Origin of the sequence: Pseudomonas sp. MF7453 (assembly GCF_016405455.1) — a bacterium.
GTDB classification, from domain to species: domain Bacteria; phylum Pseudomonadota; class Gammaproteobacteria; order Pseudomonadales; family Pseudomonadaceae; genus Aquipseudomonas; species Aquipseudomonas paralactis.
The window spans coordinates 359643-375212 of the sequence record NZ_JAEKCN010000003.1; the positions used below are offsets into that span (position 1 = coordinate 359643).

A 15570-nucleotide genomic window follows, 5' to 3' on the forward strand; every position below is an offset into this window, starting at 1 on the left:
GGGAGCTGGCTTGCCTGCGATGCAGACAACTCGGTGTATCAGGCAAACCCGGTCGATGCCATCGCAGGCAAGCCAGCTCCCACAGATAAATGAATCAGAAGGTTAAGGTGCTGGACACCGACATCTGCCGCGCATCGCCCATGGACACAAACTGCGTATTCACCGAGGACGTGTAGTAGGTACGGTCGAACAGGTTTTTCACGTTGAGCTGGAATTTGACCTTCTGTCCCTCAAGCCTGGTGTCATAGCTGGCGAACACATCGGCGACGGTGTAGCTGGGCAGTTCGAAACTGTTGGCCGCATCCCCCGCCCGCTCGCCGACATAACGCGCCCCGGCGCCGACGCGCAGTTGATCACCGCCCAGGATGCTGCCGAAGTCATACACCGCCGACAGCGAGCCGGTGCTTTTTGCCACGTTCTGCAGGCGATTGCCTTTGAGCTTGGGGTCTTCGGTGACCTCGGCATCGGTGTAGGCATAACTGCCGATCAGACTCCACTTGTCCGTCAGCTGGCCGCTGGCATCCAGCTCCAGACCACGGGAGCGCACTTTGCCGGCCACGCTGTACTCCGAGGTCAGGCCCTCGCCCACCTGCACCAGCACGTTGCGCTTATCGATCGTGAACAACGCTGCGCTGGCGGTGATACGCCCCGGCAGGTCGAACTTGGTACCCAGCTCCCAGGCTTTGGATTCCTCCGGCTGCAAACTGCCATTCAACACGGTTTTATTGGCCAGTGGCGCGATGGTGGAGTTGGGTTTGAACGACTCGGTGTAGCTGCCGTAGAACGACAATTCGTCACTGTAGCGATACACCAACCCGGCCCGAGGCACCCACTTCTGGCCGTTGCCGTCGGTGTTGGCGGTGAACGGCACGCCTTTGCCGGCGTATTGGTCGTACATCTGGTAGCGCGCACCGCCGACCAGAATCCATTGATCGTTGAGGTGGATGGCATCCTGGAAGAACAGCGAATCGCTGCGCAAAAGATCGGTCTGGTTGCTGTCCGGCGCGCTGACTTTGGAACCGGCGACTTCGTTGCCGTATACCGGGTTGGTGTAATCGAAGCTGCCCCGCGGTGCTTGGCGGATCAGGTCGGCGCGGTAGATCTTGCGGTACTCATCGTCCAGGCCGAACACCAGGTCGTGCTGCATACCTGCGACACCTACTTTGCCTTCAAGGCTGGCGGTGGCGAAGCGGTCGGTGGTCAGCGCGCCCTGGGTGCCGTCCATGCTGCGGGTCAGGGTGCCGTTGGTGTTGACCTTGACCACGCGCACCTGGCTGGCGTCGTAGGTCTCGCGGTTCCAGCTGTAACCGAAATGGGCTTTCCAGTCGTCGTTCAGATCATGATCGACAGTCAGGCGATACAGGTCGGAGCGGCCTTCCATATTGTTGAACGGTTCATCCAGACGGCGGGTGGCGGGGATGTTCAACGGATGGTTGGTCTTGGGGTCGATGGCGGTGCCACGGTCGAACGGCGCGAGAAATTCGCGGTGCTCATAGGCCAGCAGCACTTGGGTGGTGTCGCCATACCAGGCCAGGGACGGCGCCACCAGGGTTTCGCGGTGGGTGCCGTAGTTGCGCCAGTAGTCTTCGTCTTCATGGTCGACGATCAGGCGATAAGCCAGGCCGCTATCACCCAGAGGGCCGGTGGTGTCGAGGTTACCGCCGCTGCCGTTCTTGCCGCTGCCGAAGGTCGAACCGCGTGCGGTCAGGGAGGTGGACTGCACCAGCTCAGGCTTTTTGCTGACGATATTGACCACACCGCCTGGATCCTGGATGCCATACAACAGCGACGACGGGCCCTTGAGCACTTCGACGCGCTCGGCCGTCGCGTTCAAGGCACGGCCCTGCACCATCGGCATACCGTCCTTCATGATCGAGCCGTTACGGTTGTCGCCAAAGCCGCGCAACATCACCGCATCCTGGGTGCTGCCGAGGGTGTTTGTCTGGGTGATACCGCTGATATTGCCCAGCGCGTCATCCAGGTTGCGCGGTTGCTGGTCGCGCAGCACTTGAGCAGGCACTACGTTGACGGTCTGTGGGGTTTCCAGCAGCAACCCATGGGAGCGCATCACCGAACTGGTCGGCGGCGGTTGGTAGCTGGTGCTGTCCTGGGTGAGGTTGGCGCCGCTGATGGTGGTAGCGCCGAGGTTGACCGCGCCATCTGTAGGCACCGGCTCCAGCGCCAGGGTGCGGGCGTCGATCTGGCGGAACGTGAAGCCGGACTGGCTCAACAGGCGTTGCAGCGCCTGGCTCGCCGTCATCGGCCCACTGACCGCCGGGGCATTGAGGCCGTAGGGCGCTTCATCGGTATAGATCACGCTGATGCCGGTGACCCGGCTGAACTCGCTCAGGGCCTGCGGCAATGGTTTGGCTGCCAGGGCAAAATTGAACTGGGCGCTGTGCTGCTCCTGCGCACGTGCAACGCTCAAGGGCAGCAACGCCAGCCCCGACACCGCCAAGACCGAAGCTCCCAGCCACTGTTTTACCCAACCGCCCGCCGTCGACTTCATGCTCTGAGAACCCGTGTTGAAAACGCTGTTAATGCGAATAGATCGCAGTTTCAAGCACTACACGGATGGGGCGCAGGTTTACCTCACATGGGTTTGCAACTATTTTTGTTTTTGCCGCCCTCAAGGCTACTCGCTGCCAGGCACTCCTTGGCACTCTTCTTCAATTTCTTGATCAAGCGCTCCTGACGCAGCGCCTCGCCCTTGCTCGCACATTGCTCGGTATAGACCAACGCCACGGCAGGGCTGGACAGAAAAAACCGTGCGCCCTTGCCGCTTTGGTGCGAGGCAAATCGGCGCACCGGGTCATTGCTGATGCCGCAGTACAGCGAGCCGTTGGCAGCACGCACCAGGTAGACGAACCAGGGTTTGGGTTCAGAGGGATCAGTCACAAGTCGATGTCGGCAAACCAGAAGAGCGCCAATCTTATCAACGCCCGGCCTGAAATGCCTTCAAGCCTTTGAGCGCCTGGGCACGTACCGCGTTTTTCAACGCGGGCGACCAACCCAGCAACAGGCCCTTGAGGCCCAACGCCTGGCGCGACCAACGCCACAGGTCGAAGTGGTCGTGATGCTCACAGATCTTGCCGTCACGGAACACGAACCGCGCACCGATATCGTTGACCACGGTATTGCCGGTGGCGCTGAACAAATACGTCGCCACCCAATGGGCACTGCCGCTGCTGTCATCGCTGCGCACATGGTCGTACGTCAGGGAAAAATCCTTGGCCCGCGTGGTAAGCATGCGCCACATATCACCGGCGTCTCGCCCGCGCAGTTCGCCGAACGCCGGGTCGCTGAAGACCACATCGTCGGTGTAGCAAGCGGCCATGGCCTCGGCGTCAAGGCGCTCAAAGGCCTCATAGAAGCGGTGGATCAGGGCATCGTGGGCAGCACTCATGGGCAGGTTCCGCAGCAATTATTGTCAAGCCTGCACGATAATCCGCGCAGGCCGCGAAGACCATGGGCATTCATGACAAAAATAGCGCTGCCGTCGATCGGGATCTCTTCAGCGGTCGGCAGTGCGGACTTGGACACTAGCGGCTATCAATGCAGGCACGTTGCAACTGACCTCCGTCAGGGTCGCATCACTTACGGTCGATTAACCCGCGGTAAAACGGGCACAAGCAAGTACACCGCCCAATGGATATTTCGTCTCAATTAATTTGACCGGAAATTTAAACAACTCTCAACTAATGCCAGCAGGCGCGAACAACAAGTTAGAGCACTTAGCGCACTAGCCCCATACAACTAATACGAATCCTGCGCTTGGCCTTTAGTTAAACCGCTGTCATAAAACTGCAACTTTCTAAGGCACCATTCCCGATGCACGCGCATAGGCGAACAGTTCCACGTCGGTAGAGATACTCAGCCGCTGCATCGCTGTACTTTTCTGTTTGCTGATGGTGGAAATACTCCGGTGGACCTTGGCCGCGATCTGGCTGACAGTCATGCCGCTGGCCAACATACGCACCACCTCGCTCTCCTTGCCGGACAACTGCGGCTCATGGGACTGATTGCCTGTCCCCGCCTCCACCAGTTGCACCCGCAGGCATTCACTGGCGAAGGTCTGGCCTGCGCACACGGCTTTGATCGCCAGGGGCAACTCCTTGGCAGACGCACTTTTGGCGACCACCGCCTTGGCACCATGGGCGAAGGAGGCGCGCAAGGTAGCAACGTTGGCGAACATCGTCACCAGGATCACCGGCACGTTCGGGTACTGACGACGCAGCAGGCTCAACAGGCTGTAGCCATCGGCTTGCTGACCGCCCGGCATTGCAAAATCGGTGACCAGCACATCACATGCCGTAGTACTCAACACCCCGAGCAGTTGATCGGGACCGTCGGCTTCGCCGACCACCTTGCACTTGCCATTCGCCTCAATCACGACTCTCTGCCCGACTCGGACAATAGGGTGATCGTCAGCAATAATTACTCGAAGCATAGATACCTACGAATGGTGGCAACTTGAATCCGCGCAAAATACCCCTGCCAGCGATTATCAACAACTGCTAACAAAGACCCGCTTGCAGCCGAAACCAATGTTTAGTAGTGGCTACTTTTTGGACTACAACATAATAGGAAACTACCTACAGCAAAAACTAGACTTCCAAATAACTTAAACCCTCTGCAAACACCTTTCATAGAGTGGACAGATAATCGAGATAGGTGCGCAAGCGTGCCTGGAACAATACCAACTCCGCCTGGTGCGCAGACACGCCATCGCGCTGAACCTGCTCGATCAACCTCACCGCACAGGACTCCAGCCCCGCCGCTCCTACAAACACCAGGCTACCCGTCAATCGATGCAGGCGTTCAGCGGTCAATGATGCGTTCAATGCGGCACAGGCACGACCTAACAGGTCGTGATCTTGCCAAGCCTCGACCAGCAGATTTTCCAACAGTTGATTGACCACTTGTTCGCTGCCAAACGTCGCGACCAGGCTCGCGCGGGCGGGCCACCCCGAAACCCGCGCAACAGACTCCTCACCGATGGGCACGTGATCGGCATCCGGGAGCCATCGCGCCAGTACGGCACGTAATTGTTCCAGGGTCAGAGGCTTGAGTAGCCACGCATCGATGCCCGCGTCGCAGCAGCGCTGGGGGCTGTCGTTTTGCAGGTCGGCGGTCAACGCGATGATCGGCACTCGCCTCAAGCCGAAGTGGTGCTCATATTGGCGAATGGCGCGGGCCATGCTGTAACCGTCCATGACGGGCATCTGGCAATCAGTGATCACCAGGTCAAAGGGCCGACGGGCATAAGCCACCCGCCCGAGATACCCGTCGGCGACCAGCTCATGGCCCAACCCGAGTTTTTGCAGCAAGCAACCCAGCAATAGACGGTGGGCTGAATGGTCCTCCGCCACCAGGACATGCAACTGCCGCCAGTGAGGCGGGGGAGTAACAGGCGATTTCGATTTGCGGCTCGCGCCTGCGGTTGAACCTGACAGCGAACCCATCAGTACCTCTTCGTAGCTATTGATCCGGCAGCAACCTTCGGCACTGGCGCAATAGCCATAGAGGCCTACTCAGGCAGCAACGATCGCCACATTCCTTTGAATGCTATCGACAAAAAACCAATAACCTTTTGAATGGCTTAAAGCCGATACAACAACTACGAAAAAACGCGAACTCACCCTATTCGATCCACCCTGCCAATGTCGTATTAGTTGTATTTCCCCCGCGCACGCTCCTCGCTAAATTGTGCCCCACCCCAAAAGAGGGACGGCTTGCCACTCCCCGGCAGCCGCAAAAAATATCGAGACCGTCGCATCGACAACCACTCGCCGACACCAGCGCGGGCGTTGCGTTGCACACACCTCTATCTGCCAGCCTGCAATGGAAAAAACAGAAAAATGAAGAGCCCTGTAGCCCTATTGAGCAGTGCCCTGCTGCTCGCCATGAGTTCATCGGTATTCGCAGCCAGCAGCGTGGACCTGGCCGTCAAAGGGCTGATCACACCCAGCGCCTGTGCACCTAGCCTTTCAAGCGGCGGGATTGTCGACCACGGAAAAATTTCGGCCAAGGATTTGAGGCTGGATGGATGGACCGTGCTTAAAAGTCACAACCTGCAACTGGGCATCACGTGCGATGCGCCAACCCTGCTAGCCCTGAAGGGCATTGATAACGTTGGTGACGCCCACGATCCGATGAACAGCTATGGCCTGGGCTTGGTCAGCGGAAAAAAATTAGGCAGTTTCTCCCTGACCTTAAGCAATCCGATCGCCGATGGCGCAGCGATCTCCATGATTGAGTCCTCGGATAACGGCCTCACCTGGCGGGCAAGTTTCCCGGGTGACATGTGGCCAGCCTCCTACCTCGCTTCGTTTGGCGACAACACCACCGGCAGCTGGGCACCCACCCCGGTCCAGCAGGTGTTGGCAGACCTCATGGTGGCAACCATCATCGCGCCGACAGCAGGAATGGATCTGACCACAGAGGTTCCAATCAACGGGTCCGCCACGCTTGAAGTCAAATACCTATAACGCCTCTGCCCCATGCCCAAGGAGATTCACTGACATGAATGTTTTTGCATCCAGCCTGCTAGGTGCCTTGCTGCTCTGCCCGACCGCTTTCGCCGCCAGCAACACAGACTTGCTCGTGCGCGGCAGCATCACCCCCAGCGCTTGCTCACCAGTCATCGCAGGCGGCGGGACTGTGGACTTCGGCAAGGTGTCGGTCAAGGACCTCAACACCGATACCTACACCGATCTGCCCAGGGAAACCATGCTGTTGAGTGTGCGCTGCGACGGGCCGACGTACTTCACCCTCAACACCATCGACAACCGTTCAGGCACCGCCGCCAGCCACTTCAGCTGGCATGGGCTGGGCACCACACCCAGCGATGAAAAAGTCGGCGATGCCGGGCTGGGTCTCTATTTGCCCGTGGCCGACGGCGTCTCCGTGCGCACCATCACCTCAAGGGATGGCGGCGTGACCTGGATGCCTTCGGTGATGCTCAGCCATACCTTGCTGACGGCGATCGCCCACAGCGACGACGTGATACCGATTGCAGTTCAGGAACTGGACGCCGAGATCCGCCTGATCACCCACATCGCACCTGCCAACAACCTGACGTTGACCGACGAAGTCCCTATCGACGGTCACGCCACCGTACAAGTCAATTACCTTTAAGGAGTCCCTACGATGAAAACCCGATTGACCACCCTGGCCGCCGGCGTATTGCTGCTCGGCTCGGCCACCACCTTCGCTGCCTCCAGCGTGGACCTGGCCGTCAAAGGCCTGATCGTGCCCAGCGCTTGCACACCCAGCTTGTCCGGCGGTGGCGTGATCGACCATGGCAAGATTTCCGCCAAGGACTTGAATACAGACAGGGAGACATTTCTCGGTAGACAGACCCTGGCAATGACAGTCAATTGTGACGCCCCGATTCAGTTTGCCCTGCACTCGGTGGATAACCGTGCAACTTCAAGCCCGTCAGGCTCAGGATATTATGGGCTGGGCTTTATCAACGAGACCCAGCAACTGGGTTATTACTACATCCGCATGAGCAACCCGGTCGCCGATGAAGGCGTGGTAGTGCAGACGATTTCCTCCACTGACCTTCAGAATTGGATGAGATGGCCAGAGTGGGACGCAGGCCTGTACATGTCGGTGGCCTCGATGGAGGACCACACCCAGCCCCTGGCAGTTAAGGATTTGACCGTCGACCTGAACGTGTACACCGCTATCAACCGCGCCGATGGCATGGACCTGAGCAACGAAGTGACCATCGACGGCTCCGCCACCCTTGAAGTGAAGTACCTCTGACCCATGGCCCCCATGCCCTTACCCTTGAAGGGCATGGGCTTCGCCGTGGGCTGTGCTCACCCGTGCCAGTGATGAATCGATGACTATGTTCACCCGTTTCTTTACCGTGCTGTTGTTATCCCTGTGCGCTGCGGCCAAGGCCAGTGCGGGCACCGCTGCCGAGCTTACGGTAACCGGTCGCGTGACACCGGATGCCTGCTATATCGAGCTGTCGGATGAAGGCTTTGTCGACCACGGAAAGATCCCCGCACACACCCTCCTTGTCGACGAATTCACCGTGCTGCCCAGCCGACAACTCGAACTGCAGGTGCAATGCGCCAGGCCCATGCTGTTTGCGCTGGTGGGTATCGACAATCGTGCGGAGTCTTCCCTGGCACCGGATTTTTTCTATGGGCTGGGCAGAAACATCCATGCACCGGACGAGCGTCTCGGCTCCGTGGCGTTGTCGTACCGCAACCCAGTGGGGGACTCCCAGGCCATGCAAGTCCTGGCCTCCACCAACAGCGGCGAAAGCTGGACGCCCGAGCCCAATGGCTATCCACGATCCTATATGGCATTTGCTCCGACGGGCGACCGTCAGCCCGACTTCATCAGCCAGTTGAGGGTCCAGCTTCAAGTGGACACCGCCATCAACTTTTCGCAGTACCTGACCCTGAATCAGGAAGTGCCCCTCGACGGCTCCATCGTCCTGGATTTGCGTTACCTCTGACCCACTCATTTCGCCTAATGGAAAACCCATCATGACGATGACATGCTCAAACACCGCGTTCGGCCTTATTGCCCTGCTGCTGATATTCGGCAACCAAGCAAAGGCTGACGGCATGGTCCCGGACACCTCCGTGGTGATCGTCCACGAGGCCGATGGTGAAGCTTCCGTTTCGGTGACCAACTCCGACAGCCAGCTCTCGTTGTTGCATGTGACCTTGCAGGATATTCCGGAAGACACCGAACCCCTGCTGGTGGTGACGCCGCCGCTGTCCCGAGTCGAAGCGTCCAAATCCCAGTTGGTGCGCTTTATTCTGCAAAACCAAAAACCGTTGCTCACCCAGCGGCTCAAACGCGCCGTGTTCGAAGGCATGCCCCAGGGCCGCGCAGCCACTGCCGCCGGTCATGCCCGCGTGGGCGTGACCGTGCGCCAGAACCTGCCGGTGATTGTGCATCCCAAGGGCCTGGCACCCAATCGCAGCCCCTGGACCGGCCTGACATGGACCCTGCGCGACGGCCAATTGCAGGTGCGTAATGACACGCCTTATGTGGTGCGCCTGGCCCAGGAGCTGCGACTGTTGCCCGGCGACGGCAAGGCGATGCTGCCGCGCACCTACGTGCTGCCAGGTGAAGCCTTGAGCGTGCCTGCCAGCGGTGGCCAAGCCAAGACGGTGAGGCTGCAACCGGCCACTGTGTACGGGTTTGCGGTCAAGGCCTACGACGCCCCCATCACCCTCTGACAGAAAACCACAGGCGTCGCCAAGACCGCCGCCTGGATAACGAAGTGACGGCTTATCGACCGTCACCAGAACGCCCAAAGCCCCGAACCCAATGAGGGCTGTGCGTTCACTAAACGAGTACCTTGCGTGAAAACAGTATTGAGTTACCGTGACGGCGAAGCCGTGCCCATTCGCCCAGCCTTGCCGCTGGTGTTGCTGCTGTATGCGCTTATGCCGGACAACGCGTGGGCCGACGACAGCAGCCCCGCAGGCTTCGACGCCCAGACCTTGCATCAGCGCGGCATCGATCCACAGTTGGCCAGCCTGCTGCTGGCAACACCGCGCTTTGCCGCCGGCCGTCATAGCGTCAACCTGCGGGTCAATGGCCTGCGCCGGGGACGCCTGGAGGTCAGTTTCGATCCACAGGGCAACCCCTGCCTGGACCGTGCGTTGCTGGACGCCGCCAACCTGGTGATACCCGCTGAACCCGTGGGTTGTCAGGATTTTCTCGTGCGGTATCCGCAAAGCCTGGTGGAACCGGACCCGTCGACACTGACGTTGGCACTGGTCGTGCCCACCGAAGCACTGCGCCCCGTGCAACAGGATATCTCGGGCTACCAGACCGGCGGGTTTGCCGGGATGCTCAACTACGACCTGAGCGGGTTCTACAACCGCTTCGGCGAAGACGCCAGCCGGTTTGGCTCAGCCAATACCGAAGTCGGCTTCAACGCCGGCGACTGGATCGTGCGCAGCCGCCAGGTGCAGACCTGGCAGGATGGCTTATCGCGCAGCACCCACTTGGAGGCCTATGCGCAACGGACCTTCGCCAGCCATCAGGCAGTGCTGCAGGCCGGGCAGATCAACCTCTATAACCCGGTGTTGTCTGGCGCACAGATCACCGGCGTCCAGGTGCTGACCGAGCACGCCCTTCAGGAGCAAGGCCAGAGCGCACAAATCCAGGGGATCGCCAACAGCCCGGCACAGGTAGAAGTGCGCCAGAACGGCGCGCTGATTCACTCCACCGTGGTGCCTGCCGGGCCGTTTGTGCTGAACGATGTACGTCGCCTGAATACGCGCTCGGATGTCGAAGTCACGGTCAAGGAAAGTGTCGGCGGGGAACGACGTTTCACTGTACCCGCCGCCATGCTCGGTCTCGGCCTGCCTGCGCCCGGGTATTCGGTCGCAGCGGGGCGCGTACGTAACGTCGGCGGGGCCGAAGCAGAGGCGCCGTGGGTGGTCAGCGCCGGTTGGACCGGGAACTTGCATCCGCAACTGACCCTGGGCAGTGGCGTGCTGGCGACCGGCGAGTATCGCTCGGCGGGCGCTAGCTTGGGCTGGCTGCCGTGGCTGGACAGTCAGATACAGGTGTCTACCCAATTGTCCAACACCCAGTCGTGGGAAAAAGTCTCGGGCGTGCAGACCGATCTTTCCTGGTCACAGCGCCTGAGCGAGCGATGGTCGTTCAGCGCCGCCAATTCCTGGCGCAGCAGCGGCTACCGCGAACTGGAGGAAAGCACCTACGAGCGCGACGGCAGTCAGCGCAACTCACGCTATCGCGACCAGCAAAGTATCAACCTGGGGTGGTCACATCCGCAGTTGGGCGCATTCAGCGCCGGCGTTTCACGTTCGAGCACCTTCGATGGCAACAGCAGTAGCCGCGCGCTCGCAGCGTGGGGCACGAGCATTGGCGCAGTCTCGTTATCGGCCAGTGCCGAGTGGCAGATGGGCGGACGCCAGCAACAGGACAACGCGGTCTACCTCACTGTCAGCGTGCCGTTGGGCGAAAGCCGCCGGCTGCGCAGTTGGGTGCGCAACTCCGGCGGCCAAAACCGTACCGGTCTGGGCCTGACCGAACAGCTTGACGACCAACTGAGCTACCGCGTCAGCGCCGAACACGACAGCAGTGACCATGAAGTGGAAACCAGCGTGGGCATTTCGGCATTGCCACGCTATACCCAACTCGACTTGAGCTACAGCCGCTCCGATGCCGAGCGTTCGAGCTACCAGGGCGGCGCCCGCGGCGGTGTGGTCGTGCATGGCGACGGTATGACATTTACCCCCTACCCGGTGCGCGACACCTTCGCTCTGGTTTCCGTCGGCGACATGAGCGGCATCAAACTCAGCACCCCCAGTGGCCCGGTATGGACCGACTGGCAAGGCCAGGCCGTGGTGTCGCAGGTGGCCGCCTACGGGCGCAGCCCAGTGGAAGTGCAGACCCGCTCTCTACCGCGCAACGCCGACATCAACAATGGCCTGGCGGTGATCTCGGCCGGGCGTGGCGCTGTCGATCGGGTCGAGTTCGGCGTGGGCCTGACCCGCCGCATGCTGCTCACCGTCAGCGACGATCGGGGAAACCCCATGCCGGTGGGAGCGTCCGTTACGACGAACACAGGTGAGTTCATCACCTTGGTGCAGGACGCCAGCCAGGTGTTCCTGCCCAATGTGCTGGACCAAGGAGCGCTGTGGATCACCACCTCGCAAGGCGAACGCTGTGAATTGCGCTACGAACTGCCGGCAAAAGCCGACCCTACGGTGTATTTCGAAACCGCACCTGCTCGTTGCCACACACCATGAGAACTACTGCCATGCACCCTGCAATCTGTTTGCGCCACGTGAGCCTGGGGTTATTGCTCGCGTTTGCCGGCACTGCTCAAGCCTTTGAGGAATGCCAAATCAACCTCAGCGAACCGCTGGTGGATTTGGGCTTGATGAGTCGCCTGGCGCAAAGCGACAGTGCGCCGCAACGCCTGCTCGGCGAGCGCCGTTTGAGCCTGACGTTCACCTGCCCCCAGGCCCAGGACCTGAGCCTGTTTTATCGCGGCACCGCCGCCTCCGCGCAACACCTGCAATTCACTCCCAACGGCAGCTACGCCATCGAGGTCGGCAACGCCGTACTCGACGGTCGGGCGGTGGAACTGGGCTTGTTGCCCGGCGCAGGCCAGGCGCCGGTGAGCAGCGCCAGCGTGCTGGAATGGCGGCCCGACCATGGCATCGCGCCGCTGCACCAAGGCACGGTATTGCAGGGCAAAACCCTGGCGTTGCAGTTGACGCTGCGCGCCTGGGCCGACCCGGCCGTCACCCAGGTACGCGACGCCACCACCTGGGAAGTCAGCGGGATGATGTACCACAGCGCAAGCGGGCGTTACCGCGAGCTCACGTTGCGCGCCCACTTCGCGCCGACCGCCTGCCAACCGACACTGTCGGACCAGGGCGTCGTGGACTACGGCACGCTGTACGCCAAGGATCTGAGTGCCACCCACGAAACACCGCTACCCACGCGCACCGTACGTCTGAGCGTGACCTGCGATGCTCCGGCCCGCTTCGGCCTGCGCATGAAAGACAACCGCGATGGCTCGGCTACCGGCGGCACCGATGAAACGGCCTATGGCCTGGACCTGGACGCCAGCAACAACAAAATCGGACGTTTCTACCTGACGGTCGACCCAGCGGAATTCAGCGCCGACAGCGTGTCCACGCTGTATCGCACTGACTCCACCAGCAATGGCGCAGCCTGGAGCAGTTCCACTGCGCGGCAGATCCCCATGGCTGCCAACAGCCTCATGGGCTTTACCGACAAGACCGGCGTGACTACGGGCCCGCTCGCCATACAGGTCCTGACCGGCACGATGCGCATCAAGACGTACCTGGCCCCCATCCAATCGCTGGATCTGCGCGACGTCGTGCGTATCAATGGGTCCGGCACCCTCGAAATCATTTACTTGTAGGAGTGCGTACCATGAAAATTCCTGCCCTTTGCAGCCTGCTGTTATTGACCAGCGCTCAGGCGGCGCTGGCGGCCTCGACGGTGGACCTCAGCGTCCAGGGGTTGGTCACGCCCGCCGCGTGCCTGCCACAACTGTCAAACGGCGGTCTGATTGACTACGGCAAAATATCTCAACAAGACTTGAACCTGGAAACCCGCACCCGTCTTCCCGCCAAGACCCTGTTCTTCGGCATGGCGTGTACCGGCCCGGTACGTTATGCCCTGCGCATGCAAGACAACCGCAGCGACTCGACCCTGGTCGAAAGCGAGATTTACTACGGGCTGGGATTCGACAGCAACGGCACGCCCCTGGGCGTCTACTCCATGACCTTCGATCCTCGGCAGACCCAGGCCAGCAACAACGGGCAACTCTACGGCACCGAATCCACCACCGGGGGCCTGGCATGGCGCACGTCCAACCTCAACCCCATCGACATCGGTTCCCGCAGCTACCTGGGCTTTACGTCGATCGAGGGCAGCGTCAGCGGCCCCACCGCCATTGGCATAATAGGCAGCCACGTCACGGTGCAGACCGTGATCAATGCTCGCAAGAATCTGGACTTGAGCACGCAAACCCCGATTGACGGCTCGGCCACGCTGGAGGTGGTTTATCTCTAGACCCTCTCGCAGGTGACGCACACGTAGCGCGCACGTCCGGCGCCCAGGCCCGCCACGATGGCGCCGAGGCCGATCACTGCGAAGATCCAGCCGATGGCCGTCCAGCCGCCGGTCCAGTCATGCACCACGCCCACAGCGAAAGGGCCAAGGGACGCCAGGGTATAACCGACCCCCTGGGCCATGCTCGACAGGTTGGCGGCTACGTGAGCGTCACGCGAGCGCAGCACAATCAAGGTCAGCGCCAGGCTGAAGGTACCGCCCTGCCCCAGGCCGAGCAGAATCGCCCATCCCCACAAACCGTCCAGCGGCGCATACAGGCAACCGAACAGGCCGCCGAGGGTCAGCAGCATCACCACCACAATCGCCAGGCGCTGGTCCTTGCCACGGGTGGCCAGCCATGGCGCGGCCAGGGAACTGAACAATTGCACAATGATCGAGCCGGACAACGCCAGTCCTGCCTCTGTGGCACTCAGGCCACGACCGATCAGAATCGACGGCAACCAGCCGAACACGATGTAGGCCAGGGACGATTGCAGGCCCATGTACAAGGTCACTTGCCAGGCCAGCGGGTCACGCAGCAGCCCCTTCACACGGTAAGCGACGCGATGGGCGCCGTGCTTCTGCCCGACTTGCGGCAACCAGAACAACGCCGCCAATAGCGCTGGCAGAATCCAGAACCCCAGGCCAAGGGGCCAACTGTCGCCGAAGTAATGACTCAACGGTACCGTGGCCCCTGCCGCCAATGCGGCGCCCAGGCACAGGGCCATGGTGTAGACGCCGGTCATGGCGCCCGCACGTGCGGCGAAGTCGCGCTTGACGATACACGGCAGCAATACGCCGATGATGCCAATGCTGGCGCCGGCAATCAGGCTGCCGGCAAACAGGCCCACTTCCCCGAATGAACTGCGCAGGATGATCCCGCCAGCCAGCGCCAGCAAGACGCCGAACACCACCCGCTCAGCCCCAAAGCGTCGGGCCAGGATCGGCGCAGTGGGCGCGAACAGGCCCAGGCACAACACCGGCAGGGTAGTCAGTAAACCGGCTTGCGCGGCCGACAGGCCCAGGCTGCTGGAGACATCAGCCAACAGCGGCGACAGGCTCGACAATGCCGGGCGCAAGTTGAGCGCCACCAGGATCAGGCCCAGCAACAGCAACCAGGGCCGGCTCACCAGCGGGTGGCTATCTTGCACCACGTCATCATCGGCCTCGGCGTCAATCAACAACTCTTCAAGTTCGGGTGTGTGTTGGGTTTCAGGGTTCATTGATCAACTGCCGGCAGAGGGATTTGGCACGTTCGGGGTCTTGCTGCTCCACGGCGTCAAGCAGGGCAATGTGCAAGTCGAACACGGCCTGGCGACGCGGTGAAAGGTTCAGGGTCTGGCGCAACTGCGCGCCGACGATGGCGGAGAAATACTGATACAGCTCGCTCAAGGCCGGGTTGTGTGCGGCATCCACCAAACGTTGGTGAAACGCCAGGTCGGCGCTGATATAGGCCTCGAGGTCGCCCTGATACAGCGCGGCGCTGGCATCCAGCGCAGTGCGCAATGCTCGCAGGTCACTTGCAGTGCGGCGTTGTGCAGCGAGGCCGATGGCTTCCACTTCCAGAATTTGCCGCGTCTCCTGCGCCTGCCCCAGGGTGCAATGGGACAACGCACGCATCGTGCCCAACGGGTCGGTCATCGAGCGCAGATAACTGCCGTCGCCCTGACGAATTTCGATCAACCCGGAGAATGCCAATACACGCATGGCTTCACGCACGGTGTTACGGCTGATACCCAGCTCGGCGCACAGTTCGGGCTCGGTGGGCAGGCGTTCGCCAACGGCCCACACACCCTGCGCAATGCGCAAACGCAGTTGTTCCAGCGCCTGGTCAACCAGCGAGCGTTTGATCAGCGGGGCGATGTCTGTCATGGGTTTAACGCTTTCGTCCAATCATGGGATGAATTTTCCTACAGCCTATTAGGAGTCACCTACAAAGGCAACGCACTA

The 15570-nt window shown here is 60.9% G+C and carries 15 protein-coding genes; 8 read left to right on the forward strand and 7 right to left on the reverse strand.

The genetic code is table 11. From position 1 onward, the window contains the following. Positions 1 to 94: 94 nt before the first annotated feature. The 5 genes from JFT63_RS07495 to JFT63_RS07515 form a co-directional block, all read right to left on the reverse strand. The gene (locus JFT63_RS07495) at positions 95 to 2509 is read right to left on the reverse strand and encodes a TonB-dependent siderophore receptor (RefSeq protein WP_198843694.1); all 2415 of its coding nucleotides are present in this window, start codon (positions 2507 to 2509) and stop codon (positions 95 to 97) included. 83 nt (positions 2510 to 2592) lie between these two features. Further along, on the reverse strand, positions 2593 to 2898 hold the full coding sequence (locus tag JFT63_RS07500) for a GIY-YIG nuclease family protein (protein WP_057701490.1): 306 nt from the start codon (positions 2896 to 2898) through the stop codon (positions 2593 to 2595). Positions 2899 to 2935: 37 nt separating this feature from the next. After that, positions 2936 to 3406 (reverse strand): nuclear transport factor 2 family protein, encoded by a 471-nt coding sequence (locus tag JFT63_RS07505; protein ID WP_186561302.1) that lies wholly within the window; start codon positions 3404 to 3406, stop codon positions 2936 to 2938. A 408-nt stretch (positions 3407 to 3814) separates the two neighbouring features. Continuing rightward, entirely contained in the window at positions 3815 to 4450 is a 636-nt protein-coding gene (locus JFT63_RS07510) for a response regulator transcription factor (protein WP_034128686.1), read from the reverse strand. Between the two features lie 196 nt (positions 4451 to 4646). Continuing rightward, positions 4647 to 5465 (reverse strand): response regulator, encoded by an 819-nt coding sequence (locus JFT63_RS07515; protein ID WP_198843695.1) that lies wholly within the window; start codon positions 5463 to 5465, stop codon positions 4647 to 4649. 270 nt (positions 5466 to 5735) lie between these two features. On the opposite strand from JFT63_RS07515, the gene JFT63_RS07520 reads away from it, so the two are divergent. The 8 genes from JFT63_RS07520 to JFT63_RS07555 all read left to right on the forward strand — a co-directional run bounded on the left by JFT63_RS07520 (position 5736) and on the right by JFT63_RS07555 (position 13581). Further along, positions 5736 to 6491, forward strand: a complete 756-nt coding sequence (locus tag JFT63_RS07520; RefSeq protein WP_332875224.1) for a DUF1120 domain-containing protein — start codon at positions 5736 to 5738, stop codon at positions 6489 to 6491. 34 nt (positions 6492 to 6525) lie between these two features. After that, positions 6526 to 7140, forward strand: a complete 615-nt coding sequence (locus JFT63_RS07525) for a DUF1120 domain-containing protein (protein ID WP_198843696.1) — start codon at positions 6526 to 6528, stop codon at positions 7138 to 7140. Positions 7141 to 7152: 12 nt separating this feature from the next. Beyond that, a complete protein-coding gene (locus tag JFT63_RS07530; RefSeq protein ID WP_057701495.1) occupies positions 7153 to 7776 on the forward strand; it encodes a DUF1120 domain-containing protein in 624 nt (207 codons plus the stop codon). A gap of 79 nt (positions 7777 to 7855) precedes the next feature. Continuing rightward, positions 7856 to 8485 carry a DUF1120 domain-containing protein gene (locus JFT63_RS07535; protein WP_186561310.1) on the forward strand — a complete coding sequence of 210 codons (630 nt, stop codon included), beginning with the start codon at positions 7856 to 7858 and terminating at the stop codon, positions 8483 to 8485. A gap of 31 nt (positions 8486 to 8516) precedes the next feature. Further along, complete coding sequence (locus tag JFT63_RS07540) at positions 8517 to 9221, forward strand: fimbria/pilus chaperone family protein (protein WP_034128691.1); 705 nt, start codon at positions 8517 to 8519, stop codon at positions 9219 to 9221. Between the two features lie 138 nt (positions 9222 to 9359). After that, complete coding sequence (locus JFT63_RS07545) at positions 9360 to 11774, forward strand: fimbria/pilus outer membrane usher protein (RefSeq protein WP_198843729.1); 2415 nt, start codon at positions 9360 to 9362, stop codon at positions 11772 to 11774. Positions 11775 to 11785: 11 nt separating this feature from the next. Next, the gene (locus tag JFT63_RS07550; RefSeq protein WP_198843697.1) at positions 11786 to 12925 is read left to right on the forward strand and encodes a DUF1120 domain-containing protein; all 1140 of its coding nucleotides are present in this window, start codon (positions 11786 to 11788) and stop codon (positions 12923 to 12925) included. Between the two features lie 11 nt (positions 12926 to 12936). Then, a complete protein-coding gene (locus JFT63_RS07555; protein WP_198843698.1) occupies positions 12937 to 13581 on the forward strand; it encodes a DUF1120 domain-containing protein in 645 nt (214 codons plus the stop codon). Here the strand turns inward: JFT63_RS07555 and JFT63_RS07560 are convergent. Both JFT63_RS07560 and JFT63_RS07565 read right to left on the reverse strand, forming a co-directional pair. After that, the gene (locus JFT63_RS07560; protein WP_198843699.1) at positions 13578 to 14843 is read right to left on the reverse strand and encodes a CynX/NimT family MFS transporter; all 1266 of its coding nucleotides are present in this window, start codon (positions 14841 to 14843) and stop codon (positions 13578 to 13580) included. The genes JFT63_RS07555 and JFT63_RS07560 overlap by 4 nt on opposite strands. Continuing rightward, positions 14833 to 15492 carry a FadR/GntR family transcriptional regulator gene (locus JFT63_RS07565; RefSeq protein WP_057701497.1) on the reverse strand — a complete coding sequence of 220 codons (660 nt, stop codon included), beginning with the start codon at positions 15490 to 15492 and terminating at the stop codon, positions 14833 to 14835. Before JFT63_RS07565 ends, JFT63_RS07560 begins: the two co-directional genes overlap by 11 nt. Positions 15493 to 15570: the final 78 nt, after the last annotated feature.